This window comes from Pantoea ananatis LMG 2665 (genome assembly GCF_000710035.2).
GTDB classification, from domain to species: Bacteria; Pseudomonadota; Gammaproteobacteria; order Enterobacterales; family Enterobacteriaceae; genus Pantoea; species Pantoea ananatis.
Window position 1 is genome coordinate 35,310 of record NZ_JMJJ01000006.1, and the last position, 19,083, is coordinate 54,392.

The following is a 19,083-nucleotide window of genomic DNA, read 5'->3' on the forward strand; positions in this document are numbered from 1 at the left end:
GCAGATAAAAAAAAGCGATGGGGTTAACCATCGCTTTCTGTTGATGTGCTCTGTGACGGCTTATTCGCGGAACAGTGCTTCAATGCTGAGGCCCTGACCCTACAGGATTTCACGCAGACGGCGCAAACCTTCAACCTGAATCTGACGCACACGCTCGCGGGTTAAACCGATTTCACGGCCAACATCTTCGAGCGTTGCCGCTTCATAGCCCAACAGGCCGAAACGACGAGCCAACACTTCGCGCTGCTTAGCGTTCAGTTCGAACAACCATTTAACGATACTTTGTTTCATATCGTCATCTTGCGTAGTGTCTTCTGGGCCGTTGTCTTTTTCATCGGCCAGAATATCCAGCAGCGCTTTCTCAGAATCCCCTCCCAGTGGAGTATCAACTGAGGTAATGCGTTCGTTGAGACGCAACATACGACTAACGTCATCAACAGGTTTATCCAGTTGTTCTGCAATTTCTTCCGCACTCGGCTCATGGTCAAGCTTGTGAGAAAGTTCACGCGCAGTACGCAGATAAACGTTCAGTTCTTTAACAATATGGATTGGCAAACGAATTGTACGGGTCTGGTTCATGATTGCCCGTTCAATGGTCTGACGAATCCACCAGGTGGCATACGTTGAGAAGCGGAATCCACGTTCTGGATCAAACTTTTCAACGGCACGGATCAGGCCGAGGTTACCTTCTTCAATCAGGTCCAGCAGAGCCAGACCGCGATTGCTGTAACGTCGGGCAATCTTTACCACCAGGCGTAAGTTACTTTCGATCATGCGGCGACGAGAAGGAATATCACCTCGTAATGCGCGGCGAGCAAAAAGAACTTCTTCCTCTGCCGTCAGCAATGGAGAATAGCCAATCTCCCCAAGATAGAGTTGAGTAGCATCAAGTACACGTTGCGTCGCACCCTGCGCCAGCAACTCCTCTTCTGCTACATCATTGTCGCCAGATTCATTTTCAACGAGTGCCTTCTCATCAAAAATCTCTGCTCCATTCTCTTCGAATTCCGCGTTCTCATGTAACTCGTTTACTTTCAGCGTATTCTGGCTCATAAGTGGCTCCTACCCGTGATTCCAGGGCAGATTCCTGAGGACTCTGCCGGATTATCGCTGCGGCAAATAACGCAACGGGTTTACGGATTTCCCCTTGTAACGAATTTCAAAGTGTAATCTAACTGAACTGGTTCCGGTGCTACCCATGGTAGCGATCTTTTGCCCAGCCTTAACTTCCTGTTGTTCCCGGACCAGCATTGTATCGTTATGGGCGTAGGCACTCAGGTAATCATCATTGTGTTTAATGATGATTAAATTACCGTAACCACGAAGCGCATTGCCTGCGTAAACCACCCTTCCTGAAGCAGTGGCTACAATTGGCTGTCCGCGCGAACCTGCGATATCGATGCCTTTATTGCCACCCTCGGCGGCAGAGAAGTTATCGATGATCTTACCTTCAGTTGGCCAACGCCAGCTTCCCACAGGGGTTGAACTGTTAGTTGTACTGCTAACCGTAGGCGGTGCGGTAACGGCTGGAGCTGTTGTCGTTGCAACATTTGCTCCCTTCGAAGGCAACAATTTGCTGCCACTCGATTCACCCGAATCATCAGAATACGTAATAACAGGCTGCTGTGCAACAGGGGCCTGTTTTATTTGTGGTGCACTCACAACGCCGCTTTGCGTTGCATCTGCAGCGGTGATGGCGTTGCCACCGGTAATGGGCTGACCCGAGCCGTTGTCAACCTGTAGCGTCTGTCCTACATTCAGGCTGTAAGGGGCCTGAACATTGTTGCGCTGCGCTAAATCGCGGAAGTCATTGCCCGTAATCCAGGCGATATAGAACAAGGTATCCCCACGTTTTACGGTGTAGGTCTGGCCAGAATAGCTACCTTTAGGAATATTCTGATAACTTCTGTTGTACACAATCCGGCCATTTTCAGTTTGCACATTATTATTATTGGCACTAATGATTCCCGAATTTTTCTGCGGTAAAGGTGTACTACGGCTTAACATTCCGCCCTGCGGTGGCACAGAGGGCACGCCGCCGGTGGCTGGCGCAGTACCAGAGCCAGCCATATTACTGTTGTCATTAACGCTGTTGCTGTCGCCGATATTGCTTATCGGCGCCTGAGTATTATCGCCTGAACTACAGCCTGCCAGCCAAAAACTCACCAGTGAAAGCGCCGCCAGACGGCGTAACTGAAAAATTGTGCTTCCCGTGCTCATTAATCCCCCGTGGTGGCAACCTTTAAAAAACTGACTTACTCGTCTCACCAGCACAATACACTGTGCGGCACGTTAAACGCTGGATTTTCGTTGAATGAACTGGATAGTAGCAATATCAACTACCTGATTCCATGAAACAGTTATGAAGAAATGCTAACAAGGCAGTCAGGCCAGATCGCCCTGAACTAAGGGAACGAAACGGACCGGCTCAATGGTTTCTTCTGTAATCTCATTGCCGCGGCGGCGCAGACGCTTTAACACCTGCTGCTCCTCACCTACGGGCAGCACCATAATGCCGCCTTCCGCCAGTTGCGCTATCAGCGCAATCGGAATTTCAGGCGGTGCCGCGGTAACGATAATGGCATCAAAAGGGCCACGAGACGGCCAGCCCTGCCAGCCATCGCCGTGTCGGGTTGAAACATTGTGTAAATCAAGCTGTTTCAGGCGCCGTTTGGCCTGCCACTGCAGGCCTTTAATGCGCTCGACCGAGTAAACGTGTTCAACCAGGTGGGCGAGGATGGCGGTCTGGTAGCCGGAACCGGTGCCAATCTCCAGCACGCGCGCGTGCTCTGTCAGCGCCAGCAACGCGGTCATGCGTGCCACCATATAGGGCTGCGAGATGGTTTGACCGGACCCGATGGGCAGCGCCATGTTGTCCCAGGCTTTGTGCTCGAAGGCTTCATCAATAAAGCGTTCGCGCGGGACATCGGCAATGGCTTTTAACAGGTGCTCATCTTTAATGCCCTGTTGACGCAGCTGTGACAGCAATGTCTCAATACGCCGACTTACCATGCCAGGTGTACCTCAGCGTTGGCCAGCCAGGTGCTGAGAACAGCCTGCGCATTATGCGCAGTCAGATCGACGTGCAATGCAGTCACTGACACATAGCCCTCATCCACGGCGGCAAAGTCAGTCTCAGGGCCCGCATCCAGTTTTTCACCGGGCGGGCCAATCCAGTACAGCGGATTACCACGAGGGTCGGTTTGCGCAATCACCCGATCGGCCGGATGACGGCTGGCGCAGCGCGTGACGCGAATGCCCTTTATTTCAGCCAGAGGCAAATCGGGCACGTTGATATTTAAGATGCGTCCGGTGCGCAGCGGTTGTTGCGTCAGCGCTTTAAGAATGGCACAGGTCACTGCCGCGGCAGTGTCATAGTGCAGCTGGCCATTTAGCGATACCGCCACGGCGGGCAATCCCAGATGACGGCCCTCCATTGCGGCCGCAACCGTACCGGAATAGATCACATCATCCCCCAAATTGGGGCCGGCATTAATGCCTGACACCACGATGTCTGGCCGGGGCTGCATAAGCGCATTCACGCCCAAATAAACGCAATCGGTGGGCGTACCCATTTGCACGGCAATATCCCCATTGTCATGGGTAAAGGTGCGCAACGGGGTTTCCAGCGTCAATGAGTTAGAGGCACCACTGCGATTACGATCCGGTGCCACAACCTGCACCTCGGCAAATTGACGCAAAGCCTTTGCCAGCGTCTGAATACCAGGCGCGTGGATGCCATCATCGTTGCTGAGCAATATCCGCATTTAATTCTGACCTTTTCTGTTCAACCGGGCCGCCGTTATATGGACCTGTTTTGAGGCATGGCAACAAGTTAAGAGTGGACAGCGACTTTTGCATTCTAGCGGTGAGCGAGAGGAAGTGGTAGGCGAAAATCAAACGAACGGGCAGGAAAAGAGCAAGGTCGCTACGATGTTAAAGCATCTGGAACAGTGAAATACGCACACTGCCATGCCAACGGGCCGCCTACGCGGCTCGTTGGCAGCCTGACGACGAGGCCGGTTCTGATACACAGGCGACGTCGTGGCTTATTCGTCAGGCATATCAAGTAACTCGGTGCTGTTGAGCAACTCCCGGACAACGCTGGTGGCAAAGCTGCCTGCGGGCAGCCAGAATTGCATCTCCAGCGTGGCCTCATCCTGCCAGCGCCAGCGCAGGTCGCGCGGAACCACCAGCATCGCCCGGCGCCCGGCATCCACGCGCTCACGCTCAAGCAGACCGCGCAGCTCACCGGCATCGGCCAGGCACTGCTGTTCAAAAGCCAGCGCATCCGCCTGAGGGCCGGGCTCGCCCTGCCCCGGCAACGGTGCCGTAATGCGAAGCGCATGCTGATTAACACGCGTCTGCAGCTCGGCCAGCTCTTCCGGCTGGGCAACGAACCAGCTGCCGCGACCGGTAAGCTGCAGTGCATCCCCGTTCATAACCTGGGTTAATCCGCCCTGCTGCGCTAAACGCATGCTGGTCACCTGATTGAACAGCGCACTGCGCGCCGCCGAGAGCATCAGTCCGCGCTTGCTGCGATCGCGTATCTGAATCTCGTTCCGCGCTAACTTTGCCGCCGTCACCAGGTTATTGCCGTTGCGGCCAAAGCGTTGTTCGCCAAAATAGTTGGGCACGCCGTTATCACGGATGCTAACCAGCCGCGCCTCTGTTTCCTCACGATGGCTGACCTGCCGGATCACCAGCCGGAATGCATTTCCCGCCAGGGCACCGATGCGCAGCTTGCGCTTATGGCGCACCACCTCAAGTATGTCAACGCCGTCCAGCGCAAACCCCGCCAGAACGGGCATGGAATTGCCGGGGACGCGAAAGCAAAGCGTCTGTTCCGTAACCGCGTGGCGATCTTTCATGCCCGCATAGCTCAGGTCGCGTACGCTGACCTTCATAAACTTCGCCAGGGCTTCGGCAACAAAACGGGTATTGGCGCCGCTTTTGCGAATGCGCACCAGCACGTGCTCACCCTCGCCATCCGGCTGATAACCCAAATCTTCCACGACCACGAAATCTTCCGGTGTCGCTTTAATCACGCCTGTCGCCTTTGGCGTACCCTGCAGGTAGTGCAGCGTCATGCCGGTTCTACTTTCAACAGTAAGGCCACCGCTTCACAGGCAATACCTTCACCCCGACCGGTAAAACCGAGTTTCTCGGTGGTGGTGGCTTTAACGTTAACCTGGTCCATGTGGCAGCCCAGATCTTCGGCAATGTTAATGCGCATTTGCGGCACGTGCGGCAGCATTTTAGGTGCCTGGGCAATCAGCGTGACATCGACGTTGCCAATGCAGTAGCCTTTGGCCTCAATGCGACGCCATGCTTCACGCAACAGCCCGCGGCTGTCCGCGCCTTTGAACGCCGGATCGGTGTCCGGGAACAGCTTGCCAATATCGCCCATGGCCACCGCGCCCAACAGCGCATCGGTGAGCGCATGCAGCGCCACATCACCATCGGAATGGGCAATAAAGCCATACTCAAATGGGATTCGCACACCGCCAATCACCAGCGGACCTTCTCCACCGAAGGCGTGAACGTCAAAACCGTGACCGATACGCATTATGTGCTCTCCTTTGACTGAATCTGACTGAGATAAAAAGCCGCCAGGGCTAAGTCTTCCGGGCGGGTAACTTTGATGTTGTCGCTACGGCCTGTTACCAGCTCAGGATGATAACCGCAGTACTCCAGCGCCGAGGCTTCGTCGGTAATGGTCGCCCCTTCGTTCAAGGCTCGCATCAAGCTGGCCGTCAGTAAGGCCCGGGGGAAAAATTGCGGGGTTAAAGCGTGCCACAGGTTGTCGCGATCGACAGTGTGCGCAATCGCCGCCTGACCAGGCTCGCCGCGTTTCATGGTGTCACACACGGGCGCCGCCAGAATGCCGCCCGTTTTGCTGGTTTCCCGCAACTGCAGCAGACGATCCAGGTCGTCAGGATGCAGGCAAGGCCGTGCCGCATCGTGAACCAGCACCCAGCTGGCACCCTGAGCTGCCTGCAGGCCGGCCAGAACCGACTCCGCGCGAGTATCGCCCCCGGTGACGCAAATCACGCGCGGATCGTCTGCCAGAGGCAAAGCAGCAAAGTGCCGATCGTCTGGGCTTAACGCGACGATAACCTGCGAGACAGCTGGATGGGAAAACAGACGGGCAATGCTGTGTTCCAGAAGGGTGTGCTGACCAATCGTCAGATACTGTTTAGGGCAGGTTGCCTGCATGCGGCTGCCGATACCGGCAGCGGGCACAACGGCAATCACATCCGCAGAGTGGGACCGATTGTTCATGTTTTATCGTTGTTGGTTTTGCGCGGCTTGTTGCGCGTTGCGTTTGTTCTGGTCAGGGACCAGACGATAGAAGGTTTCACCAGGCTTAATCATGCCTAATTCGCTGCGTGCGCGTTCCTCAATCGCTTCAGAGCCGCCATTGAGATCGTCAATTTCAGCAAAGAGTTGATCGTTGCGCATTTTCAATTTGGCGTTATTCGCCTTTTGTACCGCAACGTCATCGTTGACGCGCGTAAAGTCATGGATGCCGTTCTTACCCAGCCACAATGAATATTGCAGCCAACCCAACAGCACCAACAGCAGTAACGTCAGTTTTCCCATCCCGCCCCCTAAAAACGGCCCAATCATCCCATAACTTTACCCAGGACTCCACACTGGCAGTAAAAATGGCGTGCAATGCCGTTTAGGCAGACAAAAAAGGGAGGAAAAGATCGGACGCAAAGCAGGAAAACTTTTGTAACCTGCTGCTGCGTTTGGACATCAGTGTCCTTACCAGCGGGACAGAAACAGGAACAGTAACCAGAACTGACAGGCCACCGCAGCAACGCAGATCAGAACGGTCCAGAGCAGTTGCCCACGGAGCCAGGTATTCAATACCATTCCTGTGAGAACGGAAACGGGAAACAGGGCCAGGAAAAAGGGCCACGTGTAGAGGAAGAAAAACAGCGTGCTGGAGCCGTACAACAGGAAAGGTATGGCAAGCGCGCACCAGTAACAGATAAAGCCAATGACGCCTCCAGGAAGGACGGAACGAGGCTCATCCGGTGTACGGTGGTCTTTGCGTGCCAGCATGGGAGTAATGTTCTGCATAAATATCCTGTCAACGCGAAGGCGGCAAAACGAAAGGCGCTTTGCCGCTGTCTGTTCAGGAACTGATAATATCGCGCTGACGCAGCAGATCTAACAATTGGGCCGTCAGTTTTGTAACCAATTGTTCCCCGTTAAGCCAGATTTCTGGCTGGTCCGGCGCTTCATAAACGCTGTCTATTCCGGTGAAATTCTGTAACTCGCCTGCACGGGCTTTTTTGTACAACCCTTTAGGATCGCGCGCTTCACACACTGCCAGCGGCGTGTCGACAAAAACCTCGATAAACCGGTCGCTGTCCAGCAGATCGCGCACCATCTGGCGCTCGGCACGGTGCGGTGAGATAAAGGCGGTAAGGACGACCAAACCGGCATCCACCATCAATTTGGCTACCTCGCCTACACGGCGGATATTCTCTTTACGATGTTCATCGCTAAAGCCCAGATCGCGACACAACCCGTGACGGACATTATCGCCGTCCAGCAGATAGGTGCTGACACCGATGCGGTGTAGCGCCTGCTCCAGCGCCCCCGCAACGGTGGATTTACCGGACCCCGAAAGGCCGGTAAACCACAGTACCACGCCCTGATGGCCATGTTGCTGTTCGCGTGCCTGCCGCGTAACCGGATGGTCATGCCATACTACGTTTTCATCGTGTTGGGCCATTACTGACCGCCCAGCAGATCGCGCGCATTCCAGTGCGGGAAGTGGCGACGGACCAGTGCATTAAGCTCGAGTTCGAACGCGCTGAACTCGCCGTTGTGCTGCGGCCGATCGTTCAGTGGTTCATGAATCAGCCCAGCGCCTACGGTGACGTTACTCAGACGGTCAATAATGATCATGCCGCCGGTTACGGGATTTTGCTGATAGCTGTCAAGCACCAGCGGCTCATCAAACGTAAACTCAGCAAGGCCAATCCCGTTCAGCGGCAGATTGTCCACCTGCCGTTTCTCCAGTGAATTAATCTCAACCTGGTGAATGACCTTTTCCACTCGCGCACGGGCTTTCTTACCGGCGATTTTTACATCGTAGCTCTGTCCGGCCTGAAGCGGCTGCTCAGCCATCCACACCACATCGACGGTGGCGGACTGAACGGCGCGCAGTTCGGCGCTGGCGTCCACTAACAGATCGCCACGGCTGATATCGATTTCGTCGTTTAAGACCAGCGTAATGGCCTCGCCCGCTCCCGCTTCCTGCAGATCGCCGTCAAAGGTCACAATGCGGGCAATGGTGGACTCCACGCCTGAAGGCAGGACTTTAACGCGCTGTCCTACTTTCACCACGCCAGAGGCCAGCGTACCGGCATAACCGCGGAAGTCGAGATTGGGACGATTAACATACTGCACCGGGAAACGCATCGGCTGGTGATCCACCACCGCGTTTAACTCCACGGTTTCCAGAACGTCGAGTAACGTCGGGCCGCTGTACCACGGCATGCTCTGGCTCTGTGAGGCGACGTTTTCGCCTTCCAGCGCCGACATCGGCACAAAGCGAATATCCAGATCTTCAGGCAACTGGCCGGCAAAATCGAGGTAATCCTGCTTGATCTGCTCAAACACAGACTGCTGGTAATCCACCAGATCCATTTTGTTTATCGCCACAACCAGATGCTTGATGCCCAGCAGCGTCGAAATAAAGCTGTGGCGACGCGTCTGATCCAGTACGCCTTTGCGGGCGTCGATCAGCAGGATCGCCAGGTCACAGGTTGATGCGCCCGTTGCCATATTGCGGGTGTACTGCTCATGGCCTGGCGTGTCGGCGATGATGAACTTACGCTTTTCGGTGGAGAAATAGCGATAGGCGACATCAATGGTAATTCCCTGCTCGCGCTCGGCCTGTAAACCATCGACCAGCAGCGCCAGATCCAGTTTCTCGCCCTGGGTGCCGTGACGTTTGCTGTCGCTTTGTAATGAAGACAGCTGATCTTCATAGATCTGACGCGTGTCATGCAGCAAGCGGCCAATCAGCGTACTTTTGCCGTCATCGACGCTGCCGCAGGTCAGAAAACGCAGCAGGCTTTTATGTTGTTGTGCGGTCAGCCAAGCTTCAACGCCGCCCTGTTCGGCAATCTGTTGTGCAATTACGGTATTCATCTGGCGTCTCCTTAGAAATAACCCTGACGTTTTTTCAGTTCCATCGAACCGGACTGATCGCGGTCAATCACACGGCCCTGACGCTCGCTGGTGGTGGAAACCAGCATCTCTTCAATAATCTCAGGCAAGGTTTGCGCTTCAGATTCCACCGCACCGGTCAACGGCCAGCACCCAAGGGTACGGAAACGAACCATGCGCTGTTTGATCACTTCACCTGGCTGGAGGTTAATTCGATCGTCATCGATCATCATCAACATGCCATCACGTTCCAGTACGGGACGCGGCGCGGCCAGATAAAGCGGCACGATCTCAATGTTTTCCAGGAAGATGTATTGCCAGATATCCAGCTCGGTCCAGTTAGACAGCGGGAAAACACGGATGCTCTCGCCTTTGTTAATCTGGCCGTTGTAGTTGTGCCACAGTTCCGGGCGCTGATTTTTTGGGTCCCAGCGGTGAAAACGGTCACGGAACGAGTAAATACGCTCTTTGGCACGTGACTTCTCTTCATCCCGACGGGCGCCGCCGAAGGCCGCATCAAAGCCGTACTTGTTCAGCGCCTGTTTCAGGCCTTCGGTTTTCATAATGTCGGTGTGCTTGGCACTGCCATGCACAAAGGGGTTGATCCCCATCGCCACCCCTTCGGGATTGCGATGTACCAACAGCTCCGCGCCCATCGCTTTGACGGTGCGGTCGCGGAATTCATACATCTCGCGAAATTTCCAGCCGGTGTCCACGTGCAGCAACGGAAACGGCAACGTGCCTGGATAGAAGGCCTTACGCGCCAGATGCAGCATGACAGAGGAATCCTTGCCGATGGAATACATCATGACCGGATTGCCGAATTCGGCTGCCACTTCGCGGATAATATGGATGCTCTCCGCCTCCAGTTGGCGCAGATGAGTGAGTCGTTTTTGGTCCATCGTTTTTCCTCTCAAGCCAGATTGACAACGGCGGACTCGCGAGCCCCCTGCTGTGCCGAATGCTGAAACCAGGCCAGTTGCCCGTGTAAATTAACCACTTCCCCAATCACCAGCAGGGCCGGGGAAGGCGCTGACGCTGCCAGCGTCTCCAGATGTTCGAGTGTGCCGGTCAATACCTGTTGATCCGGCCGGGTACCGCGCCCAATCACCGCAACCGGTGTTGAGGCGGCGCGCCCATGAAGAATAAGCTGCTGGCTGATGTGAGCGGCCTTGACAGCGCCCATGTAAATCGCCAGCGTCTGACGGGCACGCGCGAGGGATGGCCAGTCAATATCATCGCCATCCGGACGGCAGTGTCCGGTGATAAACAGCACGCTTTGTGCGTAATCACGGTGCGTCAGCGGAATGCCGGCATAGGCGGTAGCCCCTGCGGCGGCCGTTACGCCAGGCACGACCTGGAATGGAATGCCCGCTTGCTGCGCCGCCTGCAACTCTTCGCCGCCGCGGCCAAAAATAAAGGGATCGCCGCCTTTAAGGCGCACCACACGTTTGCCTTTCTGCGCCAGCTGCACCATCAACTGGTTAATTTCGTCCTGCGGCAGGAGATGGGCGCTGGCACGCTTGCCTACGCAGATACGATCGGCATCACGCCGGACCAGATCGAGCACCTCATCGCTGACGAGATGATCGTAGAGCACCACGTCCGCCAACTGCATCACCTGCAGTCCGCGCAGGGTTAACAGGCCGCTGTCGCCGGGTCCCGCGCCAACCAGAATAATTTCGCCCTGTCGGGGCGGCTGATCGCCCAGTTCGCTATCCAGCGTCTGTTTAGCGGCCGTAACGTCGCCCGTCGCCATCTGACTGGCAAAACGGCCATTAAATATTCTTTCCCAGTAACGACGGCGATCGGACATACGGCTGAAGCGAGCTTTGACTTTGTCACGCCACTGACCCGCCAGCTCGGCCATCTGGCCCAGATGGGATGGCAGCAGCGTTTCGAGTTTCTCGCGCAGCATGCGGGCCAGCACCGGCGCGGTGCCACTGGAGGAGATCGCCACGACCAGTGGCGATCGATCAACAATAGAGGGGAAAATAAAGCTGCATTTAGGCTGATCGTCTACCACGTTTACCAGCTTGTGGCGGGCATTCGCTTCGTCATAGACCTGCGCATTCAGCGCATTGTCATCGGTAGCGGCAATGACCAGAAAGACCTTGTCGAGCTGAGCGGGTTCAAAGGACGTGGCCAGCCATTCAAGCTGCTGTTCATCCAGCAAAGCCTGTAACTCGGGGCAGAGTTCGCGTGAGGCGATTTGAATGCGCGCCCCGGCCCGACGCAGCAGCTCAATCTTGCGCGCCGCGATATCTCCGCCGCCGACGACCAGTACGGGTCGACCTGCGAGATCGGCAAAAAGAGGCAAATAATCCACGTTAACCCTAGTGTTGTTACGAAGCGTTATCGCGACTATACGTTCACAGGTTTATTGAGATGAAATTACGAATTGGAATGAGATGTTACCGAATGGAATAACGCCCGGCAAAAGCTCAGAACAAAATGTGCTTAGCGAATGATCTTATGAGGCTTTCCGGACGATTCAAATTGTGTAATCACCGTCACAGTTTCATACTAGGCACAAAAAAAATATGGCCCTCTTTTACGGAATGATCCACAAGGAACCCGACATGTCTGCCTTTCTCCGCCTGGCCGTACTGCTTGGCGGCTGCATTATTTTCAGCGCTCAGGCCGTGACCGACCTCACCGGGCACTTTGCTGAGCAACAGGTTCGTCATATTGCCACCTATTTTCCCGGCCGCATGAGCGGAAGCCCGGCTGAACTGATGGCGGCCGACTATCTGCAGCAGCAGTTTACCCAACTCGGTTTTGAAACTAATACCCGGCAGTTTAATACCGGCTACAGCTGGCATGAAAATGACGGTACCTCGCGCTGGCATAAGCTTACTGCTACATCGGTTATTGCCGCGCGTGGAGGCAGTGCGCCCCAGGAAATCCTGGTTGTCGCCAGCCTGGATACCTGGATTCCGCTTACCCGCAGTGAAACCGCGCGCAGCGTAGGCGGATTGCGTTTGCAAGGCGTTGATGACAATGCATCCGGGCTTGGCGTGATGCTGGAACTGGCCCGGCAGATGAGTCATAAACCGCTCCATTATGGCGTGCGCTTTGTCGCGCTCAGCGCCAGCGAATCACAGTTGCACGGCATGGAAGACTATGTGGCACGCATGAGTGAGAAAGAGAAAAAAAATACGCTGCTGGTGATCGATCTCAACAGCCTGATTACGGGCGACCACCTTTATTTCAACAGCGGCATCAACACGCCGCGCGCCGTGCGTAAACAGACCAGCGAACGCGCCTTAATGCTGGCTCGCCGCTATGGCATTTCTGCCGTCAGTCGTCAGATGAAGAGCACTGATTTTCAGGGCATCAATCCTTTCGACGCGGCAGGATTCCCTTTGCTTGATGTCACTGCGCGAAACTGGAACCTGGGCAGCAAGGATGGTGAACAGCAACGCACCCGTTCCCGGCATTTCCCGGATGGCACGACCTGGCATCAGACCGATCGCGATAATCTGGATTTTTTAGATCACTGGCTACCCGGCCGGATTGGTCTTCGTACCCATGACAGCGTTAAAGTGCTGCTGCCATTGCTGAGCGAGTTAACCAACCCCAAAGTGTGAGGACAGACGATGTATGTCATTTACCTGAGTTATTTTCGACCCATCGAGGAAGTGGAAGCCCTGCTGGCACCCCATATAACGTGGCTGGATCGCTATTTTGACAACGGTGAGTTTATTGCTGCCGGCCGCAAAGATCCCCGCACGGGCGGCATGATCATGGTAAGAGACATGGATCGCGCCCGGCTGGATACGATTCTGGCGGAAGATCCCTTTGTCGCCGTGGCCCATTATGAGGTCACAAAGGTCAACGTGACGCGCACAGCCGATGCGTTTGCGGGGCTGAAAGACCTGTAGCCCCTGAGCCAACAGCGTCGGGCGCCCCGTTTCCCCACGCGGCGCTGCTTTCAACTTGCCCGTCGGCTCAGGTAAAGTCAGACAGCTTCTGACCCGCGTTAATTAAGGTTTTCAGCAGCATCTGACGCCGCGCTTCTGGTGTATCCCGGCTGACCATAAAACAGATGGCCGCCACCGCCAGATCGTTGCGGGCGCGAATAGGCGCAGCCATACAGCAGGTAAAGCTCTCTGACAGCCCTTCCGTCATAGAGTAGCCAAGATGCCCGGCCCGGTGAATGTCAGCCAGAAAGTCCTGCTTATCCAGCACCTTCCCGTTCGCCAGCTGGTAATCTTCTTCCGGGATCAGGGCCAAAATCGCCTCATCGCTCCAGTTACTCAGCAGCAAGCGGCCGGTGGCTGTCCAGGGAATCGGGATTTTAACGCCGATATCGGAGGTTATCTTGAACGGATGGGCATTGCTCTCTGACAGCACCACCGTGTATTTATTGCCTTCCAGCATACACAGCTGCACGGTTTCACCATGCTCAGCAACCATCTCGATCATTAACTGATGGGCACGACGGATCAGGGGATTGTGCGCCATATAATCTGCACCGTAATAGTGCATTTCACGGCCAAAATAGATACTGCCTTCCGAATCAATTTCGACCAGCCCCGCCTCACTCAACAGATTAACCAGTTCATACACGCTTGAGCGGGGCGCGCCCGTCGCCTCGATCAGTTCACGCATCGCCATGGGCTGGCGGGCAACGTGTAACTGACGAAAAATCGCGATCACACGGTCCACGCCACGTGCTCTGGCGGGTTTATCTTCCTGCATACCCTTATTCTCCTGCCCGGATCGTCACGTTAAGGTTGATGTAATACATCATACACAGCCCACTTTGTTTTACCTACGGTCGCGCACGCTATCCCGCCTTTTCTTTTTTTCGCGACATGCTATTTATCAGGGCACCAAAAGAGCGCACTCAATAATGATAAAAAGAGATCTTCATCACCATTTATTTAAAAAACTTATCATTAATGACAAATATTCGTGAAGCCAGTTGTAAAGCATCAAAATAATCCCTGATCAGGCTATTGCAAAAGAAATAACATTGTGCAAATCTCGACCTATCCGGTATTGCAGATTTAATTCCGGTATATCAGACAAGCTACAGGAATGATTCTAAGGGCACAAGCATGACAATCAAGCGCTATGGCACAGAGGGCGGTGTCGGTACCGGAGGACAAAAGCTGCCTTTTGCCCGTGCGGTAGAAGCCGACGGCTGGCTGTATATCTCCGGGCAGACGCCAATGAAAGACGGCGAGGTCGTTGAAGGCGGCATCATTGAGCAGACGCGCCTGGCCTTCGACAACTGTCTGACCATTATGCAGGAAGCAGGCTATCGGATTCAGGATGTGGTGCATGTGACGGCGGTCCTGACGGATGCACGTTACTTCAGCTCATTTAATAAAGTGTTTAGTGAGCTTTTTCATGATAACCCGCCCGCCCGTATTTGCAGCGTGCAGGACCTGGTTGTGGATTGCAAAGTCGAAGTCGATATGACGTGTTTTAATGCCGAACGGAAATAAAAGCTGATTCTTATCTCCCCGGCCAGAAATAAACGCATTCGGTATAAAAGTGATAATTAAAAAACGTCTCTCCACATTATTCAATAATGTTGGTGATATCCCTCTTTTATTTGAGAGCAGAAATATGAATACCACTTTCCAGCAAAATGTATTCACCCGGTTCCTGCCTGCCCTGTTCACCGTGGTGGCACTGGCCGGTTGTACGCCAACGGACAATAAAAAGGAAACCGCAGGTGCCGCACCGGCATCCACGCTGCAAACCGTGCTTCAGCGTGGCACGTTGCGGGTGGGTGACTGCCTGAGCTTTGCGCCCTTCGGTTTTTACGATAAAGCCGGTAATCCCGACGGTTACGATGTGGATCTGGCCAAAGCCCTGGCAAAAGCGATGGGGGTAAAGCTCGAAATGGTGAATACCACCAGCGCTAACCGCATTCCTAATCTGCAAACCAATAAAGTGGATGTCGTGTTCTGTAATTTCACCCGCAACCTGGAGCGCGCCAAAGAGATTGGTTTTACTCAGCCTTACGTGGTGGCCAGTGAAGCTATGCTGGTTCGCAAAGTAAGCGGAATCAAATCGGCCCACGACATGGCAGGAAAAACTATCGCGACGGTCAAAGGCTCGACCAACGGCGACGAAGTTCGCAGCATGGGGATCGATGTAAAGATCCAGGAATATGATTCCTCTCAGGCAGCGATTCTGGCCGTGAAGCAGGGTCAGGCAGATGCCATGATTGAAGATAATAACTTCCTCGCCTATCAGGCCAAACTCGACCCAACACTGGAAGTCACTAATGAAGCCCTGGTTCCACTGGAATACAACGCGTTCGGCGTCAAGCAAGGCGATCAGGTGTGGACGAACTATCTCAACGAATTCCTGTTTGAAATTAACGCATCAGGTGAGAACGCTCAGCTCTACCAAAAATGGTTTGGCAGTAAGCCTCGCTATCCGCTGAATCCGCAGTTCTGACAGAAGAGGACACAGGTCACGCCTGTGTCCTCCTGAGGAGGCTTTCTATGCGCTACCAATGGCTGACACTCTGGCAATATGCCGATACCTTTCTCGCCGCGACCTGGTTAACGCTTCAGGTGACGTTGCTGGCTTTTATGCTGGCGCTGGTACTGGGACTGCTGGCCGCGCTGGCGAAATCTGCGACTTTTGCGCCTTTGCGCTGGTTGAGCCACGGCTACGTTGAATTTATTCGTAACACGCCCGTGTTGCTGCAGATTTTTATCGTCTTTTTCGGGCTTCCCTCGCTGGGCATTACCATGAGCGCCTTTACCGCGGGCGTGCTGGCGCTGGGGATTAACGTCGGTGCCTATCTGGCTGAGGTTTTTCGCGCCGGTATTCAGTCCGTCCCCAAAGGTCAGTTGGAAGCCGCCTGGATTCTTGGCATTAGTCGTCGCCAGCGATTTTTAAACGTGGTCATGCCACAGGCCGCGCGCGCCGTCTGGCCCGCGATTATTAACAACCTGATTCAGCTACTGTTGGGCACCTCACTGCTGTCAGCCATTGCGCTACCGGAGTTGACGGGAACTGCAACGGTCATCAATGCGCGTACGCTGCTCTACATTCAGACATTCAGCGTCGTCGCGCTGGTCTATCTGTTTCTCAGTAACCTGTTTTCCTGGCTGGGCAATGTCGCGGGACGCCGACTGTTTATGCCGCCGCTGGTTGTCTCGGTCAAACGGCCCATCTGGACGCAGGCGAAAAGAATGTTTTCCCATACGATTAAACGGGAGCCAGCCCAATGAGCGAACTGATCCTCAGCAGTCTGCCGCTCCTGTGGCGCGGTCTGGTGATTACGTTATTGCTGTCGGTCGCTGCCATTGCGGGCAGCACGTTGCTGGGTTTACTGGCCGCGATTTTGCGTACCAGCCGCATCCATGTCGCCCGGCAAATTGCCGTGATCTATACCGAGCTGTTTCGCGGCACGCCCGTGCTTATCACGCTGATGTTTATTTACTTTGGCGTGGCCTATTTCGGGTATGACATCAACCTGTTTGCCGCAGGCATTTTGGGCCTGAGCATTTATCAGGGCGCTTACATTGCCGAGATTTTTCGTGGCGGGATTGAAGCCGTGCCGAAAGGACAGTGGGAAGTTTCGTGGATCCTTGGGCTCTCCAGGCGGCAAACTTTCACCAGCGTGATTCTGCCGCAAACTCGCGGCATCGTATTGCCGCCGCTGGTGGGTCAGTATCTGTCGCTGATTAAAGATACCTCTATCGTCAGCATGATAGGCATGTCGGAACTGATGCATCAGGGCCAGGCCATCGTCGATCGCATCGGACAGCCCGTAGTGGTTTATGGTCTGGTTGCCCTGCTCTATTTCGTTATCTGTTTTCCGCTTTCCCGCTGGGTCCAGCATCAGCAAACCAGGAACTCGTTATCATGAAAAATGCAGCCATTACTCTGAGCCGGATTACGAAGTCATTTGGCGCTACGCAAGTTCTGAAAGAGATCAGCCTTGATGTCTCGCCCGGAGAGGTGCTGGTGCTGATCGGCGCATCCGGTTCCGGTAAAAGTACCGTACTACGGATCATGAGTGGTCTGGAAAAGGCCGACGGCGGCGAAATTTGGGTTAACGACGTTCCGCTGCACGACCCAAAACGCAATCGTGATATTTGTGGTCAGGTGGGGATGGTGTTCCAACAGTTCAACCTGTTTCCTCATAAAACCGCCCTCGGCAATGTCACCCTGGCGCTGATAAAAGCGCAGAAACTGTCTGTGGCCGAGGCGAATTCGCGCGGGATGGCAGCGCTGGAGCGCGTTGGACTGGCTGACCGTGCCGATCACTATCCTTCTCAGCTCTCCGGGGGACAGCAACAACGTGTGGCCATTGCGCGCGCCCTGGCGGTGCAGCCAAAAATCATGTTCTTTGATGAAGCCACGTCCGCTCTCGATCCTGAATTAGTCGGTGAAGTAATGGAAGTGATGCGCGGGCTGGCGCGCGAGGGCATGACAATGGTGGTGGTAACCCACGAAATGGGGTTTGCCCGGAAAACAGCCGATCGCGTTGTTTTTATGGATCAGGGCGTGATTGCTGAGCAGGGTAAGCCGGACGACATTTTTGTTCATCCGCAGAATCCGCGCACGCAACAGTTTCTGTCACGCGTGCTTGAGCACTAAGGAGCCGTCATGTCTTTACATTTTCCGCTGATCGCAGACGCGAAGCTGGACACTGCGCAGCCGTCGCCCCGCTTTAAATCGGTTGCCGGTGAGGGCGATGCTCCCCTTAAGGTCGGCACCGCCGTGCTGAGTAGTGAAGATGTCTTTTCGCCCGTCATGGTAATGAAACAGTCCGCTCTGGAAAACAACCTGCGGCAGTTAGCAGCGTTTTGCCAGGAGAAAGGCGTCATGCTGGCAGCACATGGCAAAACCTCAATGGCACCGGCAGTCTTACGCCGGGCCGTGACCCAGGGCGGCGCGTGGGGGATTAGCGCAGCAACACCTGCTCAGGTGCGCGCCCTGCGCCATTTCGGTATCCGCAACGTGTTTCTGGCAAACGAATGTGTCGATCCTGGCGGAATTCGCTGGATTGGTGAATGGCAGCGTCGGCATCCTGACCACGGCTTTCTCTGTTACGTTGACTCCCTGGCGGGCGTTACGCTGCTGGAGCAAAACCTGGGCGACACGGCCATTGCGGTCTTGATTGAAGTGTCGATTCCCGGCGGCAGAACAGGATGCAGAACCGAAGAGGAGGTGCTGGCGATTGCTGAGCGCATCGCCCAAAGTCGCCATCTTCATCTTGTAGGTATCGCAGGCTATGAAGGCGCGCTGGGTGCCGGGCGGGATGCGGCTGGCGTGGCGTTAATTCAGCACTACTGCAACGTTATGCTGGACTGCGCCAGAATGCTGGCTGAACGCCAGCTGTTCCACAGCAAGACGATTCTGCTCAGCGCAGGCGGGGGGGCGTGGTTTGATGTGGTGACAGCCTGTTTTACCCAGGCCGTTTTGCCGCTGCCGGTTCAGCCTTTGATTCGCTCGGGTGCCTACATGGCACACGACAGCGGGCTCTATTCGCGTATAGCGCCTTTTTCTCAGCCCGGTGCTGACCACCATTTTGAAGCGGCCCTGGAAATCTGGGGGCGCGTGCTTTCCCGCCCTGAATCTGGTCTGGCGCTGCTGGATTTCGGCAGACGGGACGTGCCCTTCGATCAGGATTTGCCCGTGCCTTTGTGGATTCGCCAGCCGGATGGCACCGCGCCACGAACCGGCACGCATCTGCACATCAGTGAGGTTAACGATCAGCACGCCTATTTACGCGTGCCTGACGATGAATCGCTGATGCCGGGAGACTGGGTCGGATGCGGTATTTCTCATCCGTGCACGGCATTTGATAAATGGCGTTATCTTCCCTTAGTGGATGATGAATACCGGGTGGTGGACAGCGTCGAGACGGCGTTTTGATCGCAGCCGACA

General features: G+C 55.0%; 22 protein-coding genes. 8 read left to right on the plus strand and 14 right to left on the minus strand.

What is annotated here, in order from left to right; translation table 11 throughout:
* Positions 1-99: 99 nt before the first annotated feature.
* From rpoS to cysG, 13 genes are all read right to left on the minus strand, one after another.
* Positions 100-1,053 (minus strand): RNA polymerase sigma factor RpoS, encoded by a 954-nt coding sequence (gene rpoS / locus EL29_RS13670; protein ID WP_050442554.1) that lies wholly within the window; start codon positions 1,051-1,053, stop codon positions 100-102.
* Positions 1,054-1,104: 51 nt separating this feature from the next.
* Complete coding sequence (gene nlpD / locus EL29_RS13675) at positions 1,105-2,220, minus strand: murein hydrolase activator NlpD (protein ID WP_028715719.1); 1,116 nt, start codon at positions 2,218-2,220, stop codon at positions 1,105-1,107.
* 165 nt (positions 2,221-2,385) lie between these two features.
* Positions 2,386-3,012 carry a protein-L-isoaspartate(D-aspartate) O-methyltransferase gene (locus EL29_RS13680; RefSeq protein WP_014605172.1) on the minus strand — a complete coding sequence of 209 codons (627 nt, stop codon included), beginning with the start codon at positions 3,010-3,012 and terminating at the stop codon, positions 2,386-2,388.
* Positions 3,006-3,767: a 5'/3'-nucleotidase SurE gene (gene surE / locus EL29_RS13685; RefSeq protein WP_029571462.1), complete on the minus strand. Its 762-nt coding sequence runs from the start codon at positions 3,765-3,767 to the stop codon at positions 3,006-3,008. Before surE ends, EL29_RS13680 begins: the two co-directional genes overlap by 7 nt.
* A 282-nt stretch (positions 3,768-4,049) precedes the next feature.
* On the minus strand, positions 4,050-5,090 hold the full coding sequence (gene truD, locus EL29_RS13690; protein WP_013026917.1) for a tRNA pseudouridine(13) synthase TruD: 1,041 nt from the start codon (positions 5,088-5,090) through the stop codon (positions 4,050-4,052).
* Positions 5,087-5,569 carry a 2-C-methyl-D-erythritol 2,4-cyclodiphosphate synthase gene (gene ispF / locus EL29_RS13695; protein ID WP_013026918.1) on the minus strand — a complete coding sequence of 161 codons (483 nt, stop codon included), beginning with the start codon at positions 5,567-5,569 and terminating at the stop codon, positions 5,087-5,089. Before ispF ends, truD begins: the two co-directional genes overlap by 4 nt.
* Positions 5,569-6,285 (minus strand): 2-C-methyl-D-erythritol 4-phosphate cytidylyltransferase, encoded by a 717-nt coding sequence (ispD, locus tag EL29_RS13700; protein ID WP_014594431.1) that lies wholly within the window; start codon positions 6,283-6,285, stop codon positions 5,569-5,571. The genes ispF and ispD overlap by 1 nt, the downstream gene beginning before the upstream one ends.
* 3 nt (positions 6,286-6,288) lie before the next feature.
* Positions 6,289-6,606: a cell division protein FtsB gene (gene ftsB, locus EL29_RS13705; protein ID WP_024471451.1), complete on the minus strand. Its 318-nt coding sequence runs from the start codon at positions 6,604-6,606 to the stop codon at positions 6,289-6,291.
* Between the two features lie 168 nt (positions 6,607-6,774).
* Positions 6,775-7,095, minus strand: a complete 321-nt coding sequence (locus EL29_RS13710) for a DUF3561 family protein (RefSeq protein WP_013026921.1) — start codon at positions 7,093-7,095, stop codon at positions 6,775-6,777.
* 55 nt (positions 7,096-7,150) lie between these two features.
* Positions 7,151-7,756 (minus strand): adenylyl-sulfate kinase, encoded by a 606-nt coding sequence (gene cysC, locus EL29_RS13715; protein ID WP_013026922.1) that lies wholly within the window; start codon positions 7,754-7,756, stop codon positions 7,151-7,153.
* Positions 7,756-9,183, minus strand: a complete 1,428-nt coding sequence (gene cysN / locus EL29_RS13720) for a sulfate adenylyltransferase subunit CysN (protein WP_028715720.1) — start codon at positions 9,181-9,183, stop codon at positions 7,756-7,758. Before cysN ends, cysC begins: the two co-directional genes overlap by 1 nt.
* Positions 9,184-9,194: 11 nt before the next feature.
* Positions 9,195-10,103 (minus strand): sulfate adenylyltransferase subunit CysD, encoded by a 909-nt coding sequence (gene cysD / locus EL29_RS13725; RefSeq protein ID WP_006120739.1) that lies wholly within the window; start codon positions 10,101-10,103, stop codon positions 9,195-9,197.
* An 11-nt stretch (positions 10,104-10,114) separates the two neighbouring features.
* Positions 10,115-11,530: a siroheme synthase CysG gene (gene cysG / locus EL29_RS13730; RefSeq protein ID WP_013026925.1), complete on the minus strand. Its 1,416-nt coding sequence runs from the start codon at positions 11,528-11,530 to the stop codon at positions 10,115-10,117.
* A gap of 253 nt (positions 11,531-11,783) precedes the next feature.
* Here cysG and EL29_RS13735 point away from each other — a divergent pair, with 253 nt between their 5' ends.
* Together EL29_RS13735 and EL29_RS13740 are read left to right on the plus strand one after the other, a co-directional pair.
* Positions 11,784-12,794 carry an aminopeptidase gene (locus EL29_RS13735; RefSeq protein ID WP_028715721.1) on the plus strand — a complete coding sequence of 337 codons (1,011 nt, stop codon included), beginning with the start codon at positions 11,784-11,786 and terminating at the stop codon, positions 12,792-12,794.
* Between the two features lie 9 nt (positions 12,795-12,803).
* The gene (locus tag EL29_RS13740; RefSeq protein ID WP_013026927.1) at positions 12,804-13,088 is read left to right on the plus strand and encodes a YciI family protein; all 285 of its coding nucleotides are present in this window, start codon (positions 12,804-12,806) and stop codon (positions 13,086-13,088) included.
* A gap of 67 nt (positions 13,089-13,155) precedes the next feature.
* On the opposite strand, the gene EL29_RS13745 is transcribed toward EL29_RS13740, so the two are convergent.
* The gene (locus tag EL29_RS13745; RefSeq protein WP_013026928.1) at positions 13,156-13,908 is read right to left on the minus strand and encodes an IclR family transcriptional regulator; all 753 of its coding nucleotides are present in this window, start codon (positions 13,906-13,908) and stop codon (positions 13,156-13,158) included.
* 362 nt (positions 13,909-14,270) lie between these two features.
* Between EL29_RS13745 and EL29_RS13750 the strand changes: the two genes are divergently transcribed.
* The 6 genes from EL29_RS13750 (at position 14,271) to EL29_RS13775 (ending at position 19,071) form a co-directional block, all read left to right on the plus strand.
* Positions 14,271-14,663, plus strand: a complete 393-nt coding sequence (locus tag EL29_RS13750) for a RidA family protein (protein WP_028715722.1) — start codon at positions 14,271-14,273, stop codon at positions 14,661-14,663.
* 124 nt (positions 14,664-14,787) lie between these two features.
* Positions 14,788-15,630 carry an ABC transporter substrate-binding protein gene (locus EL29_RS13755; RefSeq protein WP_014594438.1) on the plus strand — a complete coding sequence of 281 codons (843 nt, stop codon included), beginning with the start codon at positions 14,788-14,790 and terminating at the stop codon, positions 15,628-15,630.
* A 47-nt stretch (positions 15,631-15,677) separates the two neighbouring features.
* Positions 15,678-16,415: an amino acid ABC transporter permease gene (locus EL29_RS13760; protein ID WP_013026931.1), complete on the plus strand. Its 738-nt coding sequence runs from the start codon at positions 15,678-15,680 to the stop codon at positions 16,413-16,415.
* Positions 16,412-17,056 carry an amino acid ABC transporter permease gene (locus tag EL29_RS13765; protein ID WP_028715723.1) on the plus strand — a complete coding sequence of 215 codons (645 nt, stop codon included), beginning with the start codon at positions 16,412-16,414 and terminating at the stop codon, positions 17,054-17,056. The genes EL29_RS13760 and EL29_RS13765 overlap by 4 nt, the downstream gene beginning before the upstream one ends.
* The gene (locus EL29_RS13770) at positions 17,053-17,790 is read left to right on the plus strand and encodes an amino acid ABC transporter ATP-binding protein (RefSeq protein ID WP_013026933.1); all 738 of its coding nucleotides are present in this window, start codon (positions 17,053-17,055) and stop codon (positions 17,788-17,790) included. Before EL29_RS13765 ends, EL29_RS13770 begins: the two co-directional genes overlap by 4 nt.
* A gap of 9 nt (positions 17,791-17,799) precedes the next feature.
* Positions 17,800-19,071 carry an alanine racemase gene (locus tag EL29_RS13775; protein WP_028715724.1) on the plus strand — a complete coding sequence of 424 codons (1,272 nt, stop codon included), beginning with the start codon at positions 17,800-17,802 and terminating at the stop codon, positions 19,069-19,071.
* Positions 19,072-19,083: the final 12 nt, after the last annotated feature.